A 22,290-nucleotide genomic window follows, 5' to 3' on the forward strand; every position below is an offset into this window, starting at 1 on the left:
CCCGATGCGAAAGAACCGAAAGGTGCGTAAATCTGTCGATATGACCATCTACACCCTGCGCAACATGGTCGAGCGCTGCTTCAACAAGCTGAAAAACAGCCGCCGGCTGGCAAACCGCTACAACAAAACTGCAGACAGTTTCCTCGGCTTCGTAGACGTCGCCTGCATCAGGCTATGGCTCCGCCATTCGTCAACATGACCTAGCCTCAGGACTGCGCCATCGGCTCTGACGGGAGACAGGTTGGAACCTACATCTTGGCTGTCGCAGTTACGGATGGCGAACTTGGAACAAAGCCAGCCATTTATCGCACGCTTGGCGACTATATACCCCCTTGAATCATCCGAAAGTCTGACGCCGACGCTATGGCCGATGCGGGGAAAGGCTGCCAATCTGTCCCGATGGCAGACTGATCGGGAGGGTAGGCGTGGCCAGAGATTTGACAGAGGCGCTGCGCCCCATCATCTCATTGTCGGATCAGGTGCGCGATGCATTGATCGGACATGAGCTGCTCGTCGAACGTCTGATGACGGCGTTGCTGGCAGGCGGGCATGTGCTGGTGGAAGGGCCGCCAGGACTGGCGAAAACCCGTGCGGTCAAGCATCTGGCGGCAGCGTTGACCGGCAGTTTCGCCCGCATTCAATGCACCCCGGATCTGATGCCCTCGGACATCACCGGCACACAGGTTTTCCTGCCCGATCAGTCGCGTTTCGATTTCCTGCCGGGCCCGATCTTTCATCATCTGGTTCTGGTGGATGAGATCAACCGCGCCCCGCCGAAGGTGCAATCCGCACTGCTGGAGGCGATGGCAGAGCAGCAGGTGACAGCGGGCGGCGTGACCCGTCCGCTGGCCGATCCGTTCATGGTGGTGGCCACGCAGAACTCGATCGAGCATGAAGGAACCTTTCCGCTGCCCGAGGCGCAACTGGACCGTTTCCTGCTGCATCTGAACCTTGAATTGCCGGGGGCCGAGGCGGAACGCGCGATCCTTGATCTGGTCGAAAGCGAAGAACGGGCCGATCCGGCACCCGCTGCCGAACCCTTGGGCGAGGCGGATTTGCAGGCGGCGCGGGCAACAGTTGCCGGGGTTTACCTTGCGCCCACGCTGAAGGATTTCATCGTGCGGCTGGTCGTCGCCACGCGTGAGACGGATGGCGGGCCGCTGGAGGGGTTGGTGGAACACGCGGTTTCGCCGCGCGGCACCTTGGCGCTGGCGGCGGGGGCGCGGGCAAGGGCGGCGCTTTTGGGCCGTGATCACGGGCTACCCGAGGATGTCGAGGCTTTGGCCGCCGACACCCTGTCGCACCGGCTGATCCCAAGCTGGCGCGCGACCTCGGAAGGGTTGGGCGCGCGCGATCTTATTGCCCGGCTGATGACCCATGTTCGGCCGTGGTGATCTGCGGATCGATCCGGCGGCGGTGACTGCCGGTGCGTTGATGGCGCTGGAGCCGCAGGTGGCGCGACAGATGCGAGATGTGCCCAGCCTTGCGGAAAGGCCCGGCACCACGGCCACGCCGAAACGCGGACAGGGCCATGAGATCCGCGAGATCCGGCCCTTCACCGAAGGCGACGATCCGCGCCATCTGGATGCAGCCGCCACCGCCCGGACCGGTAGCCTGCAAATCCGCAGCTTTCACGAAGACCGCGAACGCACGCTGATGCTGATCGCCGATTTCCGCCGCCCGATGTTGTGGGGAACGCGAGGACGGCTGCGCTCGGTCGCGGCGGCAGAGGCTTTGGTGCTGGCCGGTTGGGCTGCGGTGCTGGACGGGGGCGCGGTGGGCGTGGTCGCATTGACCGATGCGGGGCCGGAAATGCAGGCTCCGCGCCCCCGCCATCGCGGGATGGCCGAGGTGGCAGGCGCGATCGCCCGCGCGCATGAACGTGCCGTGGCGCATCGTGGTGAGGTGCGTCCGCTCGCCCCCGATCTGCTGCGGGCGGCGCGTCAGGTGCCGCGCGGGGCAGGGATCGTTTTGGCGACCGGGCTTGATCACGAGGGCGAGGGGCTGGACGCGGCGCTGGCCGCCCTTCGCGCGCGTGGGCCGCTGCGGCTGATCCTTGTCGAGGACGCGTTTGAACTGACGCCGCCCAAGGGCGCCTTGCCGTATCTGGGGCCGGACGGGCCGGCTTATGGCAGCTTCGCGGGTCTGCCCGACATGCGTGACGACCGGGCAGAGCGACTGACGCAGCCGGGGCAAAGGGTGCAGCGGCTCTATGCTTCGGGGGCGGTCAGATGAACCCCGATCTGCTACGGTCATTGCATCCACCACGTCTGCCCGAGGCCTTTGCCGGATGGAACGTGGCTGACCTTTTGGCGGCGTTCGGAGTGGGGCTGCTGCTGGCGGCACTGGTGCTGACCATCCTGTCGCCGATGTTGCGCAGGCGGGTGCCTTTGCCCGGGATCGCCGAACGGATCAGCGCCGCCGCCGATTTGCCGCCGCAGGAACGGGAGCTGGCCTTGGTGAGGCTGCTGGCCGAGCGGGGCGGCACCCTGACCAAGGAACAGCGCCAGAGGATCTATACGGGCAAGGGGGGTGATCCCGCCGCATTAGAGGCGCAAATCAGGCGCGTCCGGCGATGATGACGCTGGCTTTGCCCCTTGCGCTGCTGTTGCTGCCGCTGCCTTTGTTGGCGCGGCTGCTGCCGCCGCGAACCGTAGCCGGGCAAGCGATGATCCTGCCCGACGGGATTGCCCGCGCCGCCCGACAGGCCGCTGGTCCGGCGCAATGGCGGGGTGTTATGCTGCTGGCGGCGATCTGGACCTGCCTGTGCCTTGCGCTTGCCCAACCCGAGCGGATCGAGATGGTCCCGGATCGCAGCGCCTCGGGGCGCGACATCGTGATTGCGCTGGATATGTCGGGCAGCATGATTACCCCGGATTTCGCACTGGACGGCGAAACGGTGACTCGTCTTGCCGCTGTGAAACGGGTGGCGGAAAGCTTTATCCGGTCGCGGACCGGGGATCGGATCGGGCTGGTGATCTTTGGCGATCGTGCCTATGCGGCGGCACCGCTGACCCATGATCTGCCTGCGGTCGCCCGGGCGCTGGAAGAGGCCGAAATCGGTCTGACCGGGCGTTCGACGGCGATTTCCGAAGGCTTGGGCCTGTCGCTGAAGCGGGTGATGGCCGAGCCGTCGACCTCGAAGGTGATCGTGCTTCTGTCCGACGGGCGCGACACCGCCGAGCGGCTGGATGCGGCGCAGGTGGCCGCTTTGGCCGCGGGTCATGGGGTGCGTATCCACACCGTCGCCCTTGGCCCCGAGGATCTGGAGACCCGGCCCGCGGCCCGCGATGCCGTGGATGTGGCGACCTTGCGCAATATCGCAGAAGCCGCGGGTGGCGAGACGTTCCGGGTCCGCAGCACCGCCGATCTTGAGGCGATGGCCCGCGCGCTGGACCGGCTGGAGCCGAACCCGTCCGAGCGTCCTGCGGTCGCCATGCCGCGCCCGATGTGGATCTGGCCCGCGTTGCTGGCGCTTGTTCTGACCTGCCTTACCGGGGTGGTGCGAGAGACATGAGCGATCTTGTCCTGCTGCGTCCCTTTGCCCTGCTGCTGCTTTTGCCGCTGCTGGCGCTGGCGATGTTGGTCCGCTATCGGCGGATTGCAGGCGGATGGGCCGCGCAGATCGATCCGGCCCTGTTGCCCGCGCTTCGCCGGATGGGTCTGCTGATCGACGGGCGCGGCAATGGTTATCTGTTGCTGCCCTTTGCCGCCGCCGTCATCATGGTGGCGGCGCTGGCCGGTCCGGCGGCGCAGCGTCCCGGCAGTATCGAGCTGCGCGAGCTTGATCCGATCATTCTGATGTTGGATTTGTCGCCCTCGGTCGTTGCCGATCCGCAGGCCTTGGGCGCACTTCAGGCCGCCGCCGCCGAGATCCTGCCGCTGGCCGGCACCCGGCCCGTTGGAATGATGGTCTATGCTGCCGATGGCTATCTGGCCTCTACCCCCACCACCGATGCGATGAGCTTGCAGGGCACCATTGCCGTTCTGGACCGGGACACCGTGCCCGTGGCGGGCAGCCGCCCGGATATCGCGCTGTCGATGGCGCGGGATCTGTTCACCTCGGGCGGGGCAGGGATTGGCGGTGCCGATCTGGTGGTGATCAGCGATGGCGGCGGCACCGGCTTTCGCGCTGCGGAAGAGGCTGCCCGGCTGCGCTCGGACGGGGCGCGGGTTTGGGCATTGGCCTTGGCCCGCAACGCCGAGGGCGCGCCCGCGCCGTCGCTTGCGGGTTTGGAGGAACTGGCCAGATCCGGCGGTGGCGCGGCACTTGCGGCGTCCGAGGTTCCGGCGCTGATGGACCGGATCGCCGCCGCCCGCACGGCGCGTTTCGCACGCGATGAGACTGCCTCACTCAGGCTGCGCGATTTCGGGCCGTGGCTGCTGCCATTGGCGATGGTCGCGTTGCTGCCGCTGTTTCGGAGGCGGCGATGATCCGGCTGGTGCTGGCCTTGGCGGGGCTTCTGGCCCTTGGCGTTGCCGGCAAGGCGCCGCTGGCAAAGCTGCTGATGATCGCGGATATGCCGGGGCTTGCCGCGCCGCTTTTGCAGGATCCTGCGGTGCAGGGCGTGGCGCTGTATCTGGCGGGCGATTATCCGGGGGCCGATGATGCCTTCCGCCGGGCCGGGCGTGGTTCGACCTATAATCGCGGGCTGTCGCTGGCGGCGACCGGGGATTATCCGCTGTCCCGCGCCTATTTCGATGCCGTGCTGTTCACCAATCCCGCGGATAGCGAGGCGCGCGAAAACCGCAATGCCGTTGATGCGCTGGTCCCCCCGGTTCAGGGGCTGGCGAATAATGCGGGCAGGATCGCCGCCGAAGCGATTGCGGTGCCGGGCGGCTCTCCTGTCGATGAAATCAAGCGGCTTGGGCGACCTTTGGATGAAGGGCGGCGGGTCGCGGATGAGGATTGGCTGGTCAATCTACAGGACGATCCCGGCGAATTTCTGAAGCTGCGGCTGGCCGAGGAACACAAGCGTCGCATGTCGATGGGCCTGACCGCCGCCGAGGAGGGGGATCCGTGGTAAGGGTTGCGATCTGGCTGATGGCGGTCTGGTTGGCGCTTCCGGTCTGGGCCGAGGGCAATCTGACCCTGACGATCCTTGCCGAACCTTCGGCACATCGGCCTGTGGTGGGCGAGATGATCAATGTCACCATCCGTGCCGTCTATGACCGCAAGATCGCCAACGAGAAACTGGAAATCGATCCGACCGACGCCTTTGACTGGATCCAGACCCGCCCCGATGACTGGCGAGAGGAACGCATCGACGGGCTGCCCTGGATCGTGATGGAGCGGCATCTTGCGCTATGGCCGAAGCGGTCCGGTCCGCTGCAATTCGGCCCTGTCCGGCATCATCTGACGATCATCGACCAGCGTAGTCAAAGGCAGGATGTGGTGGTTCAGGCGAAGCCGCTGACGGTCTCGGTCGGGGAATTTCCGGCGCTGCGAGGCTGGCATCTGGCGGCGGCGGATTTGCAACTGACTGACGAGCTTTCGACCGATGCGGCGCATCTGGCCGATGGCGAACAGGTGGTGCGCACGGTGCGGCTGCGGGCAAAGGGCGCGCTGCCCGAGCATCTGCCGCCGCGCCCGGTCGTATCTGAAAACTGGCTTATCACCTTTGCCGCCCCGGTCGAACGCACCCTTACCCTGACGGCCGAAGGCCCGGTCGCCGAAGCGGTCTGGACATGGCAATTCCGCCCGCATACCGGCGAGCCGGGGATGCTGGAGCCGGTGAAGATCCCCTATTTCAACACTGTGAATCATCAGATCGAGACGGTCGAAATCCCGCCGCTCTTTATCGGTTACGCCAGCTTTTATACCGGGCAGGTGCCGCGCGGACGGATTGAGGCGGGGCAGGTCTGGCTGTTGGTCGGGGCGATGATGGCCGGGCTGATCGGAGGTCTGCTGCTGGCCGTCACCCGTTATGCGCCCCAGACGACGCGGCAGGCGATGCGCAGGTTTCGGGCGCGCTGGTCGCCTTGGTCGTGGTGGGCGATGTGGCGGGCGCGGCAGCGGGGCGATCTGCTGGCGCTGCGGCGGCTGGCAGAGGAGGTCGGTGCCAGTCGCGAAAGGCGGGACCGGCTGGACCGCGCGATCTATGGTCGCCCGTCGAAATGATGGAAATCCGAATTCGGATCGTTCAGCACACTCTCGCGCAATTGCTGCCACATGCGGCGGCGCAGCTCTGGCCAGTCGGGATGGTCGCGCGGATCGCCGCCCCAATCTGGCGTTGACAGCCGGGCGACGATACGCCCCGGTCGCGGCGACAGCAGGATGATCCGGTGGCCCAGCACCAGCGCCTCATCGACACTATGGGTCACGAAGACCACGCCGGGACCGTCCGGCCCGCTGACCAATTGCCGCAATTCCTGCTGCATCAATTCGCGGGCCTGCGCATCCAGCGCCGCGAAAGGTTCATCCATCAACAGAAAATCCGGGCGCGGTGCCAGCGCGCGGGCCAGCGCAGCGCGCTGTTTCATCCCGCCGCTGAGTTTCGCGGGCCATGTCTCCGCAAACCGGGTCAGGCCGACCAGCCGCAAGACCTGATCGACCCTTTCGCGACGCTGCGGTTCGGGCCAGTCGGGCAGGGCAAAGGCCAGATTGTCGCGCAGGTTCTTCCACGGCAGCAGCCGGTAGTTCTGAAACACGATCGAGCTGCCCTTGCCCGGCGATGGCGGGGCATCGTTCAGGGTGACTTTGCCCTCGGCGGGGCGGATCAGCCCTGCCAGCAGGCGCAGCAAGGTGGATTTGCCGCAGCCAGAGGGGCCAAGAACCGCCAGAACCTCGCCCTTGTTCACGGTAAGATCGATGTCTTCCAGAACCGCCATTGGCCCGAAACGATGCGCAAGGCCGGTCGCCGCAAGCTTTGATCCGCCTGCGATCACGGAGCGTCGCCCGCCGCGCTGATGCCGATCCGGTCCAATACCGCAGAGAGCGGCGCCGGGTCCGCGTAAGCTTCGGGCGGCGCAATGGTCAGGCCGCTGAAATCTTCACCCTCGTGCAGCCATGCCTGCGAACGGGTCAGTTCGTCCAGATCAAGCCCGCCATTTACCATCCATGACCCGGCAAAGGCATCCGCCAGAAAACGCAAATCTTCGGGCGGAACGTCGGGGCGGGCCTTTTGCATCGCCTCGATCCAGTGTTCGGGGTTGGCCTGAAAATCGCGGGCGGCAAGGATCAGCGCCTCGATCACCGCCTGAACCTCGGGGCCGCGGGTGGCAAGGGTTTCGGTGGTAACCACGTTCAGCTTTGACAGCACCGGCGCCGCTTCATAAAAATCGCCCATATCGATCAGGATCGAGACTGCGGGATCCTGATCGATGGCGGTGAAGCTGCCGATGCCCATCGTCGTGGCGTCGATCTGCCCGGCCAGCATCGCCTGTGCCCGTGCCTGCGGTTGTCCAAGCGCGACCATTTGCAGGCTGGCGGGATCGACGCCCGCCGCCTCCAGGACGCGCAGCGACAGCAGGTGATCGACGCTGCCGACGCGCCCGATGCCGAATCGCTTGCCGGTCAGGTCAGTGACTGCGCCGACATTGCGGCCCGCGATCAGATAGGGCAGCGCCTTGTTCGGCGACATCACCCCTCGCAGGTCTTGCGCGCCCGAGGCAACCGCCTGCAACAGCGTCTCCAGCGCCACATTGGCCATTTCCCCCTCGCCCGAGCGCAGGGCGGCCATGACCATCGGCGACTGGCCAACGCGGACGAATTCCACCTCGACCCCGGCGCGGTCGAAATAGCCTTCCTGCAAGGCCAGTTCCATGACCGAGTTCGGCACCAGTGGGGTTTCGGCATCCGAGACGATCAGGCGAAACGGATCGGCAAAGGCGGGCAGGGCAAGAGAGGCCAGCAGCGCGGTCAGGATGGCGGCTTGCTTCATGGCTTGTCCTTCATGCGTCGCGCCAGCGCAGCAGACGCTTTTCCATCAGTCGCAGCGCTTCTGTCACGATTGCCCCGATCAGCGCCAGCACCACCACGACCGCCAGATATTCCGCCATGCGAAAACGGCTGCCATAGATGGCCAGCAAACCGCCCAGACCGCTGATCGCCGTGTAAAGTTCCGCGACGATGGTGTTGATCAGCGCAATGGTTGCGCCGATGCGGGCGCCGGTGACCAGATAGGGCACCGCCCCCGGCAGAATGACATGCGCCAGAATGCGGCTGCGGCTGGCGCCGGTCGCCTGCGCCATCTCGACCAGTTCGGGATCGGCGGCGCGAACGCCGGCATAGGCGTTCAGGATCACCGGCATCACCGCCCCCAGAAACACGATCAGCACCTTGGCCTGAAGCCCAAGTCCAAGCGCCACGATAATCAACGGGATGAAGGCCACCCGCGGCGTCGCCGCCAGCGCCATGACATAGATATCCAGCGTCCGGCCCAGCAGCCGGAATGTGCCCATGGCGATGCCCAGCAGGCTGCCAAAGCCGACGGCCAGCAGAAAGCCTGTCACATAGACGGTCAGGCTGGCGGCGATGGCGGGCAACAGCCGTCCCTCGGCCATCATCGCCCAACCGGCTTTGGCGACTGCCAAGGGCGAGGCGAAAAGGCCCGGCGGGGCCATGCGGGCGGCGATAGTCCAGACAGCCAGCAGCAGCGCCAGAAAACCAAGCCGCAGGGCGGCGGTCAGCAACAGGTCTGCCCGCCCGCCGGAACGGCGCGTCACAGCGCCTGCGGTCCGGGTCGTCTTCGGCATCGACACGGTTGCTGATCTTTCTTCCATGACCGGATTTTCGGGCAGGAAGGGCAGGCGCGCAAGCTGCCCTTTCTCAACCCTTTGTCTGAGTTGCCCTGTGATGGGCGCGGCAGGATGATCCAGGGGATGAACACGATGACTGGGAGGAATGAGTCATGACCTACGAGAACGTGAAGATTCACCCGGCCGTGGATGACGGGGTCAAGAAGGGGGATCCGGGTTTCGCGGGCGGAACACTGCATTGCAAATGCGCCAGCGATCAGGTCGAGGTCAAGGTGGGCGCGCAGACCGCGCATAACCATGTCTGCGGCTGCACCAAATGCTGGAAACCCGACGGATCGGTCTTCAGTCAGGTGGCCGTTGTCGGGCGCGATTACGTGACCGTCACCTCGCATGCCGAGAAGCTGAAGATCGTCAACGAAGCGGCACCGATCCAGCGCCATGCCTGCACCGGCTGCGGCGCGCATATGTATGGCCGGATCGAGAACCGCGAGCATCCGTTCTTCGGTCTGGATTTCGTCCACACCGAATTGTCGGATCAATCCGGCTGGTCTGAACCGCAATTCGCGGCATTCGTGTCGTCGGTCATCGAATCCGGTGTCGATCCTTCACGGATGGAAGGTATCCGGGGCCGTCTGAAGGAACTGGGGCTGGAACCCTATGACGCGCTGTCACCGCCGCTGATGGACGCGATCGCCACCCATATTGCCAAGAAATCCGGCGCGCTTCCGGCGTGATCCCTGTTGTCCCTGCGGGTCGGATGACGATGTGCAGGGACGCTTTATCCAGATTGCCCGTGCCGAAAAAGGAGAATTGAATGCGTACCCGTGCCGCCGTTGCTGTTGCCCCCGGCAAGCCGCTTGAGATCATGGAAGTCAATCTGGACGGCCCGAAAGCGGGCGAGGTTCTGGTCGAGATCAAGGCCACGGGCATTTGCCATACAGACGAATTCACCCTGTCGGGCGCGGATCCAGAAGGGATTTTCCCATCGATCCTGGGCCATGAAGGGGCAGGGGTGGTGATCGAGGTCGGCGAAGGCGTCACCTCGGTCAAGCCCGGCGATCACGTCATTCCGCTTTATACCCCGGAATGCCGGGAATGCGCGTCCTGCCTGTCGGGCAAGACCAACCTGTGCACGAAAATCCGCGCCACGCAGGGGCAGGGGCTGATGCCCGACGGCACCACCCGCTTCTCGATGCTGGATGGCACGCCGATCTATCATTACATGGGCTGTTCGACCTTCGCGAACCATACGGTACTGCCCGAGATTGCGCTGGCCAAGGTCAATCCCGAAGCGCCCTTCGACAAGATTTGCTATATCGGCTGTGGGGTGACGACCGGCATCGGCGCAGTCATCAATACCGCCAAGGTCGAAATCGGCGCCAAGGCCGTGGTCTTTGGTCTGGGCGGCATCGGGTTGAACGTTCTTCAGGGGCTGCGGATGGCCGGGGCCGATATGATCATCGGTGTCGATCTGAACGACGACAAGAAGGAATGGGGCGAGCGTTTCGGCATGACCCATTTCATCAATCCCTCGAAGATCGAGGGCTCGGTCGCGCAGAAGATCATCGATATGACCAAGACCGATTTCGACCAGATCGGCGGCGCGGATTACAGTTTCGACTGCACCGGCAACGTCAAGGTCATGCGCGACGCGCTGGAATGCACCCATCGTGGCTGGGGTGTTTCTGTGGTGATCGGCGTGGCGCCTGCCGGGGCCGAGATCAGCACCCGGCCGTTCCAGCTTGTCACCGGCCGCATCTGGAAAGGCACGGCCTTTGGCGGTGCGCGCGGGCGGACCGATGTGCCGAAAATCGTTGACTGGTACATGGACGGCAAGATCGAGATCGACTCGATGATCACCCACAAGCTGACGCTGGATGAGATCAACAAGGGCTTCGATCTGATGCATGAGGGTAAATCGATCCGCGCGGTCGTCGAATATTGAGCGCCGTCATGGAGACGAAATCCGAAAATGCGTCATTCGGCGGCGTTCAGGGGGTGTATTCCCACGCCTCGGATGTCTGCGGCTGCGAGATGACCTTTGCGGTCTATCTGCCACCGCAGATCGCTGAGGGTCAGAAGATCCCGGTGCTGTGGTATCTGTCGGGGCTGACCTGCACGCATGAGAATGCGATGACCAAAGCGGGTGCTCAGGGCTGGGCTGCGGAACAGGGGATCGCGTTGATCTTTCCCGATACCAGCCCGCGGGGCGACCGGATCGCCGATGATCCGGCCTATGATCTGGGGCAGGGGGCGGGTTTCTATGTGAATGCCACGCAGGACCCTTGGGCCGCGAATTATCGGATGTGGGACTATATCGTTCACGAATTGCCGGAACTGGTCTTCGAACATTTCCCGCTGGATCGGGACCGGCAGGGGATCACCGGCCATTCGATGGGCGGTCACGGCGCGCTGACCATCGCCATGACGCATCCCGAGATTTATCGGTCTCTCTCTGCCATTTCGCCTATCGCGAACCCCTCGGACAGCGATTGGGGTCGCAAGCAGTTCACGGCCTATCTGGGTGAAGACGAGGCGACCTGGGCACCGCATGACGCCAGCATTCTGATGCGCGACAGGGGCTATCCCGATACCGTGCTGATCGATCAGGGTGCGAAGGACCAGTTTCTTGATCTGCTGAAGCCCGAGGCGCTGGCCGAAGCCGCGGCATCGCGGCAGCAGCCGACCGAGTTCCGCCTGATCGACGGCTACGATCACAGCTATTTCTACGTGGCAAGCGTGATCGAGGATCACATCCGCTTTCACGCCGCGCGGCTGAGGGACATTCCCTGAGGCGACGCTGTTTGCCAGACATCCGAGGAGGAGAATGATGTCCAGCACGTTCTATGGCAGCCTTGCCGTCACCCTGGTCACCGCCCTTGCCGCGCCGGCATGGGCGGAAGGCGATGTCGCGAACGGGGAGAAGGTTTTCAGAAAATGCGCCGCCTGCCATACGGTCGAGGCAGATGGACCGGCAAGGGTCGGCCCGAACCTGCATGACGTGGTTGGCCGGGTCACCGGCTCGTTTGAAGGCTATGCCTATTCCGAAGTCATGACGACAATGGGCGCAGAGGGTCACGTCTGGACCCCGGAAGAGCTTGATAAATATCTGGAAAACCCCCGGCAATTCGCACCCGGAACCAAGATGGCCTTTGTCGGCCTGAGAAAACCTGAAGAACGCGCCGATGTCATCGCCTATCTGATCAGCCTGAATCCGGCGGGCGCCGAGGCGGCAGAACCTGCCGCGCCCGAGGCTGAGGCTGAGGCTGAGGCTGAGGCTGAACCGGCGAACTGACTTCTGACACAGGAAAAAACCAAAAGCCGCGCGTCACAGCGCGGCTTTTCGGCGTGGCGACGGACAGTGCGTTTCCGGGGGTAAAATACGGGTCATACTTTGGTTGCAACCGGGGCTAAGCGGAATTGACAGTTTGTCGGGCCGGAAGTTTCATAAGAGCAGAATAAGAGCCATCCGGTCTGTATCTTGGGGAGAGAGGCAGCGGGGTATCTGGCGCGGTAGTGCATCTGGGAGGATGACCATGAAGAAATCGATGATCGGATTGACGGCTGGTTTGCTGCTGACGGCAGCCATGCCGGCTGCCGCCAACGAATCCAGCCTTGCCGGGCAGGCGGATGCCAAGCAATGGACAATGCAGCTTAGCAACTATTCCGGCACCAGCTTTTCCGAGTTGAATCAGATTAATAAGGATAACGTCGGCGATCTGCAGGTGGCATGGTCCTTCTCGACCGGGGTTCTGCGCGGGCACGAGGGCTCGCCTCTGGTGGTGGGCAACGTGATGTATGTCCACACGCCGTTTCCGAATGATGTCTATGCGCTGGACCTGAACGAAGACGGCAAGATCCTGTGGCGCTATCACCCCGAACAGAACCCTGATGTGATCGGCGTGATGTGCTGTGATACCGTCAACAGAGGTCTGACCTATGCCGATGACACGATCTTCCTGAGCCAGGCCGATACGACGCTGGTGGCTTTGGATGCGACGACCGGCGCGGTGAAATGGACCGCGGTGAACGGCGATCCCGCCAAGGGCGAAACCGCGACGGCCACCCCGCTTGTGGTCAAGGACAAGGTTCTGATCGGTATCTCGGGCGGCGAATACGGGGTGCGCGGGCATCTGTCGGCCTATAATATCGCGGACGGCACTCTTGCATGGCGTGCCTATTCGACCGGCCCGGACGAAGAAATGCTGGTCGATCCCGAAACCACCACGCATCTGGGCAAGCCGATCGGCGCCGACAGTTCTTTGAATAGCTGGGAAGGCGATCAGTGGCAGATCGGGGGCGGCACGACTTGGGGCTGGACCACTTATGACCCCGAGCTGAACCTGATCTATTACGGGACCGGAAACCCCTCGACCTGGAACCCCAGCCAGCGGCCGGGCGACAATAAATGGTCGATGACGATCATGGCCCGCGATCCCGATACCGGCATGGCAAAGTGGTTCTATCAAAAGACCCCGCATGACGAATGGGACTATGATGGTGTGAACGAAAATATTCTGGTCGATCAGGAAATCGACGGCCAGATGCGCAAGCTGCTGGTCAATTTCGACCGGAACGGTTTCGCCTATACACTTGACCGGGAAACCGGCGAATTGCTGGTGGCCGAGAAATTCGACCCGGCGGTGAACTGGGCAACCCATGTCGAGATGGATCCGAATTCCGATCAATATGGACGCCCGCAAGTCGTCGCCGAATATTCGACCGCCCAGAACGGCGAAGATACCAACACGACCGGCGTTTGCCCGGCTGCTCTGGGCAGCAAGGACCAGCAACCGGCCTCTTTCTCGCCCAAGACCGGGCTGTTCTATGTGCCGACCAACCACGTCTGCATGGATTATGAACCGTTCCGGGTCAGCTATGCGGCAGGTCAGCCCTATGTCGGCGCGACGTTGTCGATGTTCCCTGCCCCTGACAGCCACGGCGGGATGGGCAACTTCATCGCCTGGGACGCTGTTGCCGGTGAGATCAAGTGGTCGCTGCCCGAGCAGTTCTCGGTCTGGTCGGGCGCTTTGTCGACGGATGGCGACATCGTGTTCTATGGCACGCTTGAAGGCTATCTGAAGGCGGTCGATGCGACGACCGGGGAAGAGCTTTACAAGTTCAAAACCCCGTCGGGCATTATCGGCAACGTCTTCACCTACGAGCATGAGGGCAAGCAATATGTCGGCGTCCTGTCGGGGATCGGCGGCTGGGCCGGGATAGGCCTTGCGGCGGGTCTGACCAATGCCAATGACGGTCTCGGCGCGGTGGGCGGCTATGCGGCGCTGTCAGATTATACCGCGCTTGGCGGTCAGTTGACGGTCTTCTCGCTGCCCGATTGATCTTTGCCTGAACAACGACTGACGCCCTCCTCGACAGGGGAGGGCGTCCGCGTCTGTGCGGGTCGGATCACGGGTGCCGCGCAGACCAAACTAAAGTTGCATACCCCATGATCGGAAGGCGCAATAGACTCGCCGAACAACCTTTGGGAGGAAAGGTCCATGAAATCAGCCGTGTCGATTCTGGCATTAGCCACATTGTTTGCCGGTGCTGTATTGGCACAGGATTCAGCGAAAACGGATGCCGTGACCGATGATGGAATCCGCTGGTATGACGCAGATGACATCCCGACATTCAATATCGCTGATGACGGGACGGTGGATTGGTCAACCTTCTCGGGATATCGTCGCTATCACGCCGAATGCCATGTCTGCCATGGGCCTGATGGCGAGGGATCTTCCTACGCTCCGGCGCTGAAGGATTCTGCGGTGCGGCTGGATTACTATGATTTCGTTGCCATCGTTGCGAGCGGCAAGAAGGATGTTGGCACCTCGGCCAATCAGGTCATGCCGGCTTTCGGAACCAATCCGAATGTGATGTGCTATCTGGATGACATCTACACCTATCTGCGCGCCCGTGGCAGCGATGCGGTTCCCCGCGGTCGCCCGGCGCAAAAGGCCGAAAAACCTGAAGCTTACGCCGAGGCCGAGAACGCCTGCATGGAGGGCTGATTGAAAGTCGCGGCTTTCGCGTTATGCGGCCTTGCTTTGGCCGCGCCCGCCGGGGCGCAGGTCGCCGATCTGGTCGATCGTAGCGCCTTTCGCGTCTGCGCCGATCCGGCGAACCTGCCGCTGTCGTCGGAGGACGGGACCGGCTTTGAAAACCGCATTGCCGAGTTGATGGCCAGCCAGCTTGACGTTCCGCTGCAATATACGTGGTTTCCGCAGGTGATCGGCTTCGTGCGCCAGACGCTGAGCATAGGCCGCTGCGATGTGGTCATCGGTTATGCGCAGGGCGATGAACTGGTGCTGAACACCAACCATTACTACACCTCGACCCATGTGCTGGTGGTTCGCGCCGACAGCGATCTGGCCGCAATCGATCATCTGGGCGATCCGGCCCTGCGCGGTGCCAAGCTGGGCGTGGTGGCGGGTTCCCCGCCTGCGACCCATGTCGCGCGGCTGGGCATGATGCGGGATGCGAAGCCCTATGATCTGATGACCGACCGCCGGGTCGAGGATCCCGCGGGCGACATGCTGCGCGATGTCGAGGAGGGCGTTACCGATGGCGCGCTGCTATGGGGACCGATCGGTGGGCCATTGGCCAAGGACAATCCCAACCTGAAGGTGATCCCGCTGCTTAAGGAAAACGGGCCGCCGCGTCTGTTCTTCCGCATTACGATGGGGGTTCGGGGCGGCGAAGAGGTCTGGAAGCACGAATTGAACAGCCTTATCCGCCGCAATCAGGACGCCATCGATGCGATCCTGCGCGATGCAGGGGTGCCGCTGGTCGATGATTACGGCAAGGCGCTGAAACCCGCGCCCTGAGCGGGCTGTCCGATGAAGCTGCCAAAGGCGCGCGGCCCGGCGGGCATCGGCAAGGTCTGGGTCACCTCTAGCCGGGTTGGGTCGATCACCTGCAAACTGTCGGAAAACCAGTTTGCCACGAAGATGTGCCCATCCGCGCTGGTGGCGATGCCTTCGGGATATTCGTCAGTCTCGATCTCGGTGAGCATCTCGTATGTGTCGGCGTCGAAGACGGTGATGCTGGCGGAATATTGATTGGTCACGAAGCCCTTGCCTGCGCTGAAGGCTATGGCATAGGGCCGTTCGCCGGTGGGGATTGTGGCGACGATCTGGTCCAAAGCCGGGTCAATGACGCTGACCGAATCAGACAGCACATTGGTGACGAAAATCCGGCCCTCATGCAGCGTGACGCCGAAGGGATGTTCGCCGACAGCGATCCGCCGCGATCCGGTGGGCGAAATCAGCGAAATATCGTTATCGTCACGGTTGGCAATCGCGATCAGATCGACCCCGACCGCGACACCCGATGGCATCGTGCCAACCTGCCAATTCTGTAGCTCTCGCCCCGTCGCCGGGTCGATTTCGCGCAGAAAGCCGGTGATGTCGGTGATCAGGGCCGTGCCTGTATCGGGTCGGATCACGACCGCGAAAGGTGCCCCGGCAAGCGGCCATTCGGCAAGTTTGCGTCCGGTCAGGTCAAAGACGTGAAGTCGCCCGGAATCCACCGCCACCGCTAGGACGCGGCTGCGCGGGCCGTCCACCGCGACGGCAGCGGGTTTGCCGGGCAGCGGCAATTCCGCAATCGTCGCCAGTCTGTCGGTATCCAGAAGCGTCAGCAGGTCGGCATTCTGTGACGTAATCGCGGCCACATCGGCCAGCCCCGGAGCGCAAAAGGCCGCCCAGATCAGGGCAGCCCCTGCAGAGTTCCGGCGCAGGATCATTCCGCCACGCCGAACCGTTCAATCAAGGCGTTGATGGCGTCCTGATGCAGTGCCTCGACCGAGGCGGTGGAGGCTTCGTCATTCTGATCGGCAGGCGGATCGTTTTGCGGGAATGCGCGATAGAAGGCGCCCTTGATCTGGACCAGCGCCTTGCCGTCCTGATCGGCAATCGTGATGTGTTGGGCATAGTTGGTCGCGGCGACGTAATCGAGATTATCCTCGGTCAACCGGGTCGAGATGGCATGTTTTTCAGGATCAAGCTTCAGCAATTCCTCTTGCAGGACCACGCCGTCTTCCATGTTGCGGGTCCGCGTCGCGCCCTTTTCGTTTCCGGTCGCTTCGATCGAGGCGACGCCGGGCAGCCAATCCATATCTTCGAAACTGCCGATGACCGCCCAGACCTCATCAACGGGGGCATTCAGCGTCACCGATTGATCGGTCTTCAGCCGCGACGGGCCATGCGCCTGCGCCATGCCCGCGATCAGCGCAAGGCACGCGGCCAGCGGGATCAGGATTTTCTTCATCTTTCTGCTTCCTCCCTCCAAGGCAAAGCCATTCAGGGGGCAGGATGCTGGCGGCATAGAGGCTTCACCAATCAGACAAAAGTATGATGGCCTTTGAAATTATTAACTTATCAATTTCTTAATAACTAATAATGCTTTGTTCACCATTTCCCTCATGCCCCAATGGCGATGAGGGAGAATACCATGAAGTATCTGACGCCGGTGGCCGCCGGTCTCTGCCTTTCGGTGCTTGTGCCGGGGGTGGCATTGGCCGAGGTCGAATACCGCGCGGCGGTTCTGCGCGTGGATGCGCCGGGGCCGCTGCCGATTTCGCGCATGGATCTGAAGACCGATGATCTGGGCTTTGCCGGGGCCGAACTGGGCACGGCTGACAACGCCACGACAGGCGGGTTCATGGGCCAGACATTCGTGACCGAGACAGTGGTGGCCTCGCCCGAAACGGTCGAGGCAGAAATGCAGAAGCTGCTGGATGCGGGCGTGACCTATATCGTCACGCTGGCCGATGCAGAGACGACGGTGAAACTGGCGGATCTGGCGGGCGATCAGGCGCTGGTGTTCAACGCGGGCGCGAGTGATGACAGCCTTCGTGGTGCGAATTGCCGGGCAAATCTGCTGCATGTCGCGCCCTCTGACGCGATGCTGGCGGATGCCTTGGCCCAGTATCTGGTCTGGAAGAAGTGGACCAACTGGTTCCTGATCGAAGGCAGCCATCCCGAGGATCAGGCGCTTGCCGCCGCCTATCGCCGTGCCGCCGAAAAATTCGGCGCGAGGATCGTGGAAGAGCGGATGTATGAAGATACCGGCGGCGCGCGACGCACCGATTCCGGGCATGTGCAGGTTCAATCGCAAATGCCGGTCTTTACGCAGCGCGCGGCGGCGCATGATGTCGTCGTGGCCGCAGATCATGCCGGGGTCTTTGCCGACTGGCTTCCCTATCACACCTGGGATGCCCGGCCCGTCGCCGGCTCGGCGGGGCTGGTGCCGGAAAGCTGGCATCCTGCGCATGAAGCATGGGGGGCCACGCAATGGCAGACCCGCTTCGAGAAACAGGCGAACCGCACCGCGCGGGATGAGGATTATCAGGTCTGGATGGCCTTGCGCGTCATCGGTGAGGCCGCGACCCGCACCAATGGCGGCGATTTTGCGGCGATGAAGGATTTTATCCTGTCGCCCGACTTCAATCTGGCCGCCTTCAAGGGGCAAAGCCTCAGCTTTCGGGATTGGGACGGCCAGTTGCGGCAACCGGTTCTGCTGACGGCGGGCATGGTCGTGGCCTCGGTCAGTCCTCAGGCAGAGTTTTTGCATCAGGTCAGTCAGATGGACACGTTGGGCATCGACCGGCCCGAGACGGAATGCAGCCGATAGGGGGAAATATGGGGGGGAAGATGATGAAACTGACCGCTTTGGCCTGTTGCACGATGCTGACAGGCAGCCCGGTCTGGGCCGACAAAATCTTTGTGTCGAATGAAAAGGGCAATTCGGTCACCGTTCTGGATGCCGACAGTCTGGAGGTGATCCACACGATCGAGGGGATGCAGCGTCCGCGCGGCATCACCGCATCGCCCGATGGCAAGGTCATCTATGTCTGCGCCTCGGACGATAACCTTGTCCGGGTTTACGACGCCGCGACCTATGAGGAATTGCCGTCGCTGCCGTCAGGCCCGGACCCGGAACTGTTCGTGCTGCATCCATCCGGCAACCCGCTGTTCATCGCCAATGAAGACGACAATATCGTCACCGTGGTCGATGTCGAAACCCGGCAGGTGCTGGCCGAGGTGCCGGTGGGTGTGGAGCCCGAAGGCATGGGCGTCAGCCCGGATGGCAAGATCGTGGTCAATACCTCGGAAACCACGAACATGGCCCATATGATCGACACCGAAACCTATGAGATCGTGGCGAATGTGCTGGTCGACAGCCGCCCGCGCTTTGCGGAATATACGCCCGATGGCTCGATCCTGTTCGTGACGGCAGAGATTGGCGGCACGGTCAGCGTGATCGATACCGCCTCGAACGAAATCACCAAGAAGATCACTTTCGAGGTTGCGGGCATCCTGCCCGAAGCATTGCAGCCCGTGGGCCTGCGCGTCACCGCCGATGGGACCAAGGCTTATGTCGCGCTTGGCCCGGCCAACCGGGTGGCGGTGATCGACATCGCCAGCCTTGAGGTGACGGATTACCTGCTGGTCGGGCAACGGGTCTGGCAGCTTGGCTTCTCGCCCGACGGGAAGCTGCTTTACACCACCAACGGCAATTCCAACGACATCTCGGTGATCGATACCGAAACCGATGAAGTGACGGTCTCGGTCCCGGTGGGCGAACAGCCCTGGGGCGTCGTTGCGGTGAAATCGGAATAGGGGAGAAGAAGATGAAGGCTTTGATTTTGGCGGGCACGATGGCGCTTGCCGCGTCATTCGCGGGTGCCCAGCAATTCGACTATGGCTTCGCCGGGCTGATGGGCAAGCAGAACCGCAGCGATCTGCCCGACCTGACGCTTGGCTCGGGCAAGCCGGTGGCCGAGGGGCCGATCAGCCTGAAATCGGGCGGCTATTACAAGATGAAGATCGTGGCCGATGGTTCCGCCGAACTGGCGCTGTCGGGGGGTGATTTCTTCCGCGCGATCTGGATCAACGAGATCGTCATCAACAATATCGAAATTCGTCCGCTTGGCGTGCATTCGCTGGAATTCGACGCGGCGGGCGAGGCCGAGATCAGCTTCATCGCCATTATGCCGGGCACGTTCGAACTGGCCATTCCCGGTACCTCTGGCGACAGCCAGAAGGCCGTGTTCACCATTCAATGACGGGGAGAAAACCACATGAAGCATTTCCTGATTGCTGGGGCGATTGGCCTGTTCGCCATGCCCGCCCTGGCCGATACCGAAGCCACTGCCGAACAGATCACGGGCATTGACGAAGCGCTTGCCGCCATGACCTGCGAGGTCGATCCCGATAATATCGAGGTCGAGGCGGATGGCAGTTTCGATCTTGACGATGTGATCTGCGCCGATGGGCAATACGACATCAAACTGAACGCCGATTTCACCGAGAAAGAGCGGCGCAAGGAATGAACCCGATCACTGGCGCCGGGACCGAGGTTCCGGCGCTGACCATCGAAGGCGTCAGCCATCGCTTTGGCAGGGTCGAGGCTTTGGCGGATGTCGGCTTCACGGTCCCGAAGGGTGCATTTTGCGCCCTTCTTGGCGTGAATGGCGCGGGCAAGACCACGCTGTTTTCGCTGATCACCCGGCTTTACGACAGCACATCTGGCCGGATCGCTGTTGCGGGCTTCGATGCCCGCCGCCAGCCGGGTCAGGCGCTGGCGCGGTTGGGCGTGGTGTTTCAAAGCCGGGCGCTGGACGGAGATCTGACATTGCGCCAGAACCTTTCCTATCACGCCTCGCTGCACGGAATAGGCGGGCGGGCGGCGCGGTTGCGCATTGGCGAGGTGCTGGCGCTGGTGAACCTGACCGACAAGGCCGACGAACGCGCGAACCGCCTGTCCGGCGGCCAGCAACGCCGGGCCGAGATCGCCCGCGCCCTGCTGCACCGCCCGCAGCTTCTGCTACTCGACGAAGCGACGGCGGGTCTGGACGTTCGTGCCCGCGCCGAAGTTCTGATGCTGATCCGCAGCCTGATCGCCGAAGAGGGCGTCTCGGCCCTGCTCGCCACCCATATTTTTGAGGAATTATCGCCCGCTGATCATGTGGTGGTCCTGCATCGCGGTCATGTTCTGGCCGACACCACCGCCGGCGCGCTGGCCGGGGACATGCCCTTGGCCGACGCCTTTTTGCGCCTGACCGGAGAGGCGGCATGAACGGTTGGGCCATCGCCTTCGCCGGGATCGCACGGCGCGAATTTCTGCGCTTCACCCGCCAGCGCGAACGCTTTCTCGCGGCACTGGTGCGACCCCTGGTCTGGCTGTTCATCTTCGCCGCAGGTTTCCGCTCGGTCCTTGGCCTTTCGATCACGCCGCCCTACCGGACCTATGTGCTTTACGAGGTCTATGTGACCCCCGGCCTTTGCGGGATGATCCTGCTGTTTTCGGGCATGCAATCTTCGCTGTCGATGGTCTATGACCGTGAAACCGGCGCGATGCGCAGCCTGTTGGTCAGCCCCTATCCGCGCTGGTTTCTGTTGGGATCGAAACTGCTGTCCAGCGTCATGGTTGCGGTGGTTCAGGTCTACGCCTTCCTGCTGATCGCATGGTTTTGGGGCGTGCGCCCGCCGGTCATCGGCTATCTGACCGTGTTGCCTGCATTGATCATGGCCGGGGTGATGCTGGGATCCTTGGGCCTCTTGATTTCATCGGCGATCCGGCAGCTTGAAAACTTTGCCGGGGTGATGAACTTCGTGATTTTCCCGATGTTTTTCGCCTCTTCCGCGCTGTATCCGCTGTGGCGGATGCGGGAATCCAGCACGCTTTTATACGATATCTGCCGGTTTAACCCCTTCACCCATTCGGTTGAGTTGATCCGCTTCGCACTTTACGGCCAGATAGACCTGCTGTCGTTTGCCGTGACCTTGGTGTGTATCGTCCTGTTCTTCGGAGGGACGGTATTCATGTATGATCCCGCCAAGGGTCTGTGGCGCGGCAGAAGGGGAGGAAGCGCATGATCCGCCTGAGCCTGTTGATATGCCTGCTTGCGGGGCCGGTGCTGGCGGCGGGCACTCCTGATCCGGACTGGCCGTGCATCCAGCGCCGCCAGCCGCAATTGTCGGTCGCACAGGTCTGGGCCGGTCCGCAGCCTGATGAGGCGCTGACCGAACTGGCGCAGGATCCGGCGATTCAGCGACTGGCGCAGGTGATCGCGCTGCGCCGGACCCCGATTGAAGATGCGCAGAAGATGATTGCCGATTTCGCGGAAAGCGCGGATGACCAGCGGCTGACGGCGCTGTTTCTGGCGACGTTCGATCATATCCAGACCGCCCGCAATCGCGTCATGGGCGGCATTACCCGATATGCACATAAGCAAGAGGCACTGGATACGCATATCGAGGAACAACGTGGTGCGTTCGAAGCGCAGATGGCCTTGGAAAACAAGGATTTCGACGCCATCGACAGGATCGAGCAAGACATCGACTGGTCCACCCGAATCTTTCAGGACCGGCAGCAAGCACTGATCTATGTGTGCGAAACGCCCGTGATACTTGAACAGCGCGCTTTCTCGATCGGGCGTGCGATCGCGGCGGAAATGGCGGAATGAGCCATACGGCAGGATGATTTCCGCGCATGTACAAACAAATCTCGAAAAGATGAATGTTTTGCTCGATTCCTCTTAAAGAAGTCTTAAGATTGCGACAGCGAGGCGGAGGGGAGACT

General features: G+C 62.7%; 27 protein-coding genes. 22 read left to right on the top strand and 5 right to left on the bottom strand.

Annotated features, from left to right (window positions below; all coding sequences use genetic code 11):
• The 8 genes from JJJ17_RS19840 to JJJ17_RS19875 all read left to right on the top strand — a co-directional run.
• Positions 1–199 (top strand): transposase (locus JJJ17_RS19840; protein ID WP_200689587.1); only part of this gene is annotated, 199 nt, incomplete at its 5' end.
• A gap of 226 nt (positions 200–425) precedes the next feature.
• Entirely contained in the window at positions 426–1,394 is a 969-nt protein-coding gene (locus tag JJJ17_RS19845; RefSeq protein ID WP_325168845.1) for an AAA family ATPase, read from the top strand.
• The gene (locus tag JJJ17_RS19850; protein WP_200689589.1) at positions 1,378–2,235 is read left to right on the top strand and encodes a DUF58 domain-containing protein; all 858 of its coding nucleotides are present in this window, start codon (positions 1,378–1,380) and stop codon (positions 2,233–2,235) included. Before JJJ17_RS19845 ends, JJJ17_RS19850 begins: the two co-directional genes overlap by 17 nt.
• Positions 2,232–2,579, top strand: a complete 348-nt coding sequence (locus JJJ17_RS19855) for a hypothetical protein (protein WP_200689591.1) — start codon at positions 2,232–2,234, stop codon at positions 2,577–2,579. The genes JJJ17_RS19850 and JJJ17_RS19855 overlap by 4 nt, the downstream gene beginning before the upstream one ends.
• Positions 2,576–3,517 (top strand): VWA domain-containing protein, encoded by a 942-nt coding sequence (locus JJJ17_RS19860; RefSeq protein WP_200689592.1) that lies wholly within the window; start codon positions 2,576–2,578, stop codon positions 3,515–3,517. Before JJJ17_RS19855 ends, JJJ17_RS19860 begins: the two co-directional genes overlap by 4 nt.
• On the top strand, positions 3,514–4,434 hold the full coding sequence (locus tag JJJ17_RS19865) for a VWA domain-containing protein (protein WP_200689594.1): 921 nt from the start codon (positions 3,514–3,516) through the stop codon (positions 4,432–4,434). The genes JJJ17_RS19860 and JJJ17_RS19865 overlap by 4 nt, the downstream gene beginning before the upstream one ends.
• On the top strand, positions 4,431–5,027 hold the full coding sequence (locus JJJ17_RS19870) for a tetratricopeptide repeat protein (RefSeq protein WP_200689596.1): 597 nt from the start codon (positions 4,431–4,433) through the stop codon (positions 5,025–5,027). The genes JJJ17_RS19865 and JJJ17_RS19870 overlap by 4 nt, the downstream gene beginning before the upstream one ends.
• Entirely contained in the window at positions 5,021–6,121 is a 1,101-nt protein-coding gene (locus JJJ17_RS19875; RefSeq protein WP_200689598.1) for a BatD family protein, read from the top strand. Before JJJ17_RS19870 ends, JJJ17_RS19875 begins: the two co-directional genes overlap by 7 nt.
• Here the strand turns inward: JJJ17_RS19875 and JJJ17_RS19880 are convergent.
• From JJJ17_RS19880 to JJJ17_RS19890, 3 genes are read right to left on the bottom strand one after another with little or no spacing between them, the layout of a single operon-like run.
• On the bottom strand, positions 6,100–6,888 hold the full coding sequence (locus tag JJJ17_RS19880) for an ABC transporter ATP-binding protein (protein WP_325168846.1): 789 nt from the start codon (positions 6,886–6,888) through the stop codon (positions 6,100–6,102). The genes JJJ17_RS19875 and JJJ17_RS19880 overlap by 22 nt on opposite strands.
• The gene (locus tag JJJ17_RS19885) at positions 6,885–7,883 is read right to left on the bottom strand and encodes an ABC transporter substrate-binding protein (protein ID WP_200689601.1); all 999 of its coding nucleotides are present in this window, start codon (positions 7,881–7,883) and stop codon (positions 6,885–6,887) included. The genes JJJ17_RS19880 and JJJ17_RS19885 overlap by 4 nt, the downstream gene beginning before the upstream one ends.
• 10 nt (positions 7,884–7,893) lie before the next feature.
• On the bottom strand, positions 7,894–8,697 hold the full coding sequence (locus JJJ17_RS19890) for an ABC transporter permease (protein WP_200689602.1): 804 nt from the start codon (positions 8,695–8,697) through the stop codon (positions 7,894–7,896).
• Between the two features lie 155 nt (positions 8,698–8,852).
• Here JJJ17_RS19890 and gfa point away from each other — a divergent pair, with 155 nt between their 5' ends.
• From gfa to JJJ17_RS19925, 7 genes are all read left to right on the top strand, one after another.
• A complete protein-coding gene (gene gfa / locus JJJ17_RS19895) occupies positions 8,853–9,434 on the top strand; it encodes an S-(hydroxymethyl)glutathione synthase (RefSeq protein ID WP_200689604.1) in 582 nt (193 codons plus the stop codon).
• A gap of 80 nt (positions 9,435–9,514) precedes the next feature.
• Complete coding sequence (locus tag JJJ17_RS19900) at positions 9,515–10,645, top strand: S-(hydroxymethyl)glutathione dehydrogenase/class III alcohol dehydrogenase (protein WP_200689606.1); 1,131 nt, start codon at positions 9,515–9,517, stop codon at positions 10,643–10,645.
• A gap of 8 nt (positions 10,646–10,653) precedes the next feature.
• A complete protein-coding gene (gene fghA, locus JJJ17_RS19905; RefSeq protein WP_407673386.1) occupies positions 10,654–11,493 on the top strand; it encodes an S-formylglutathione hydrolase in 840 nt (279 codons plus the stop codon).
• Between the two features lie 34 nt (positions 11,494–11,527).
• Positions 11,528–11,995, top strand: a complete 468-nt coding sequence (locus JJJ17_RS19910; protein WP_200689609.1) for a c-type cytochrome — start codon at positions 11,528–11,530, stop codon at positions 11,993–11,995.
• Between the two features lie 241 nt (positions 11,996–12,236).
• On the top strand, positions 12,237–14,042 hold the full coding sequence (locus JJJ17_RS19915) for a methanol/ethanol family PQQ-dependent dehydrogenase (protein ID WP_200689611.1): 1,806 nt from the start codon (positions 12,237–12,239) through the stop codon (positions 14,040–14,042).
• Positions 14,043–14,201: 159 nt separating this feature from the next.
• Positions 14,202–14,711, top strand: a complete 510-nt coding sequence (locus tag JJJ17_RS19920; protein WP_200689612.1) for a c-type cytochrome, methanol metabolism-related — start codon at positions 14,202–14,204, stop codon at positions 14,709–14,711.
• A complete protein-coding gene (locus JJJ17_RS19925; RefSeq protein WP_200689613.1) occupies positions 14,712–15,527 on the top strand; it encodes a substrate-binding domain-containing protein in 816 nt (271 codons plus the stop codon). It abuts the gene before it with no gap.
• Here the strand turns inward: JJJ17_RS19925 and JJJ17_RS19930 are convergent.
• Positions 15,497–16,447 carry a YncE family protein gene (locus JJJ17_RS19930; protein WP_200689614.1) on the bottom strand — a complete coding sequence of 317 codons (951 nt, stop codon included), beginning with the start codon at positions 16,445–16,447 and terminating at the stop codon, positions 15,497–15,499. The two genes, JJJ17_RS19925 and JJJ17_RS19930, sit on opposite strands and share 31 nt — an antisense overlap.
• Complete coding sequence (locus JJJ17_RS19935) at positions 16,444–16,971, bottom strand: SRPBCC family protein (RefSeq protein WP_200689615.1); 528 nt, start codon at positions 16,969–16,971, stop codon at positions 16,444–16,446. The genes JJJ17_RS19930 and JJJ17_RS19935 overlap by 4 nt, the downstream gene beginning before the upstream one ends.
• A gap of 183 nt (positions 16,972–17,154) precedes the next feature.
• On the opposite strand from JJJ17_RS19935, the gene JJJ17_RS19940 reads away from it, so the two are divergent.
• Genes JJJ17_RS19940 through JJJ17_RS19970 form a run of 7 tightly spaced genes read left to right on the top strand, consistent with a single transcriptional unit; the run spans position 17,155 to position 22,174 of the window.
• The gene (locus JJJ17_RS19940) at positions 17,155–18,336 is read left to right on the top strand and encodes an ABC transporter substrate-binding protein (protein ID WP_200689617.1); all 1,182 of its coding nucleotides are present in this window, start codon (positions 17,155–17,157) and stop codon (positions 18,334–18,336) included.
• A gap of 20 nt (positions 18,337–18,356) precedes the next feature.
• On the top strand, positions 18,357–19,325 hold the full coding sequence (locus JJJ17_RS19945) for a PQQ-dependent catabolism-associated beta-propeller protein (protein ID WP_200689619.1): 969 nt from the start codon (positions 18,357–18,359) through the stop codon (positions 19,323–19,325).
• Positions 19,326–19,336: 11 nt separating this feature from the next.
• The gene (locus tag JJJ17_RS19950) at positions 19,337–19,771 is read left to right on the top strand and encodes a cupredoxin domain-containing protein (protein WP_200689621.1); all 435 of its coding nucleotides are present in this window, start codon (positions 19,337–19,339) and stop codon (positions 19,769–19,771) included.
• 15 nt (positions 19,772–19,786) lie between these two features.
• Complete coding sequence (locus JJJ17_RS19955) at positions 19,787–20,038, top strand: PepSY domain-containing protein (protein WP_200689622.1); 252 nt, start codon at positions 19,787–19,789, stop codon at positions 20,036–20,038.
• Positions 20,035–20,784 carry an ATP-binding cassette domain-containing protein gene (locus JJJ17_RS19960; protein WP_200689633.1) on the top strand — a complete coding sequence of 250 codons (750 nt, stop codon included), beginning with the start codon at positions 20,035–20,037 and terminating at the stop codon, positions 20,782–20,784. Before JJJ17_RS19955 ends, JJJ17_RS19960 begins: the two co-directional genes overlap by 4 nt.
• The gene (locus JJJ17_RS19965) at positions 20,781–21,584 is read left to right on the top strand and encodes an ABC transporter permease (RefSeq protein WP_200689635.1); all 804 of its coding nucleotides are present in this window, start codon (positions 20,781–20,783) and stop codon (positions 21,582–21,584) included. Before JJJ17_RS19960 ends, JJJ17_RS19965 begins: the two co-directional genes overlap by 4 nt.
• Positions 21,581–22,174 carry a hypothetical protein gene (locus tag JJJ17_RS19970; RefSeq protein WP_200689637.1) on the top strand — a complete coding sequence of 198 codons (594 nt, stop codon included), beginning with the start codon at positions 21,581–21,583 and terminating at the stop codon, positions 22,172–22,174. The genes JJJ17_RS19965 and JJJ17_RS19970 overlap by 4 nt, the downstream gene beginning before the upstream one ends.
• Positions 22,175–22,290: the final 116 nt, after the last annotated feature.

Origin of the sequence: Paracoccus caeni (assembly GCF_016629665.1) — a bacterium.
Taxonomy (GTDB): domain Bacteria; phylum Pseudomonadota; class Alphaproteobacteria; order Rhodobacterales; family Rhodobacteraceae; genus Paracoccus; species Paracoccus caeni.

Excerpts from the sequence above, each read along its gene's own strand:
- JJJ17_RS19850 (WP_200689589.1), top strand. The coding sequence starts at position 1,378 with ATGTTCGGCCGTGGTGATCTGCGGATCGATCCGGCGGCGGTGACTGCC.
- JJJ17_RS19855 (WP_200689591.1), top strand. The coding sequence starts at position 2,232 with ATGAACCCCGATCTGCTACGGTCATTGCATCCACCACGTCTGCCCGAG.
- JJJ17_RS19860 (WP_200689592.1), top strand. The coding sequence starts at position 2,576 with ATGATGACGCTGGCTTTGCCCCTTGCGCTGCTGTTGCTGCCGCTGCCT.
- JJJ17_RS19865 (WP_200689594.1), top strand. The coding sequence starts at position 3,514 with ATGAGCGATCTTGTCCTGCTGCGTCCCTTTGCCCTGCTGCTGCTTTTG.
- JJJ17_RS19870 (WP_200689596.1), top strand. The coding sequence starts at position 4,431 with ATGATCCGGCTGGTGCTGGCCTTGGCGGGGCTTCTGGCCCTTGGCGTT.
- JJJ17_RS19885 (WP_200689601.1), bottom strand. The coding sequence starts at position 7,883 with ATGAAGCAAGCCGCCATCCTGACCGCGCTGCTGGCCTCTCTTGCCCTG.
- JJJ17_RS19890 (WP_200689602.1), bottom strand. The coding sequence starts at position 8,697 with ATGCCGAAGACGACCCGGACCGCAGGCGCTGTGACGCGCCGTTCCGGC.
- gfa (WP_200689604.1), top strand. The coding sequence starts at position 8,853 with ATGACCTACGAGAACGTGAAGATTCACCCGGCCGTGGATGACGGGGTC.
- JJJ17_RS19900 (WP_200689606.1), top strand. The coding sequence starts at position 9,515 with ATGCGTACCCGTGCCGCCGTTGCTGTTGCCCCCGGCAAGCCGCTTGAG.
- fghA (WP_407673386.1), top strand. The coding sequence starts at position 10,654 with ATGGAGACGAAATCCGAAAATGCGTCATTCGGCGGCGTTCAGGGGGTG.
- JJJ17_RS19910 (WP_200689609.1), top strand. The coding sequence starts at position 11,528 with ATGATGTCCAGCACGTTCTATGGCAGCCTTGCCGTCACCCTGGTCACC.
- JJJ17_RS19915 (WP_200689611.1), top strand. The coding sequence starts at position 12,237 with ATGAAGAAATCGATGATCGGATTGACGGCTGGTTTGCTGCTGACGGCA.
- JJJ17_RS19920 (WP_200689612.1), top strand. The coding sequence starts at position 14,202 with ATGAAATCAGCCGTGTCGATTCTGGCATTAGCCACATTGTTTGCCGGT.
- JJJ17_RS19930 (WP_200689614.1), bottom strand. The coding sequence starts at position 16,447 with ATGATCCTGCGCCGGAACTCTGCAGGGGCTGCCCTGATCTGGGCGGCC.
- JJJ17_RS19935 (WP_200689615.1), bottom strand. The coding sequence starts at position 16,971 with ATGAAGAAAATCCTGATCCCGCTGGCCGCGTGCCTTGCGCTGATCGCG.
- JJJ17_RS19940 (WP_200689617.1), top strand. The coding sequence starts at position 17,155 with ATGAAGTATCTGACGCCGGTGGCCGCCGGTCTCTGCCTTTCGGTGCTT.
- JJJ17_RS19945 (WP_200689619.1), top strand. The coding sequence starts at position 18,357 with ATGATGAAACTGACCGCTTTGGCCTGTTGCACGATGCTGACAGGCAGC.
- JJJ17_RS19950 (WP_200689621.1), top strand. The coding sequence starts at position 19,337 with ATGAAGGCTTTGATTTTGGCGGGCACGATGGCGCTTGCCGCGTCATTC.
- JJJ17_RS19955 (WP_200689622.1), top strand. The coding sequence starts at position 19,787 with ATGAAGCATTTCCTGATTGCTGGGGCGATTGGCCTGTTCGCCATGCCC.
- JJJ17_RS19960 (WP_200689633.1), top strand. The coding sequence starts at position 20,035 with ATGAACCCGATCACTGGCGCCGGGACCGAGGTTCCGGCGCTGACCATC.
- JJJ17_RS19965 (WP_200689635.1), top strand. The coding sequence starts at position 20,781 with ATGAACGGTTGGGCCATCGCCTTCGCCGGGATCGCACGGCGCGAATTT.
- JJJ17_RS19970 (WP_200689637.1), top strand. The coding sequence starts at position 21,581 with ATGATCCGCCTGAGCCTGTTGATATGCCTGCTTGCGGGGCCGGTGCTG.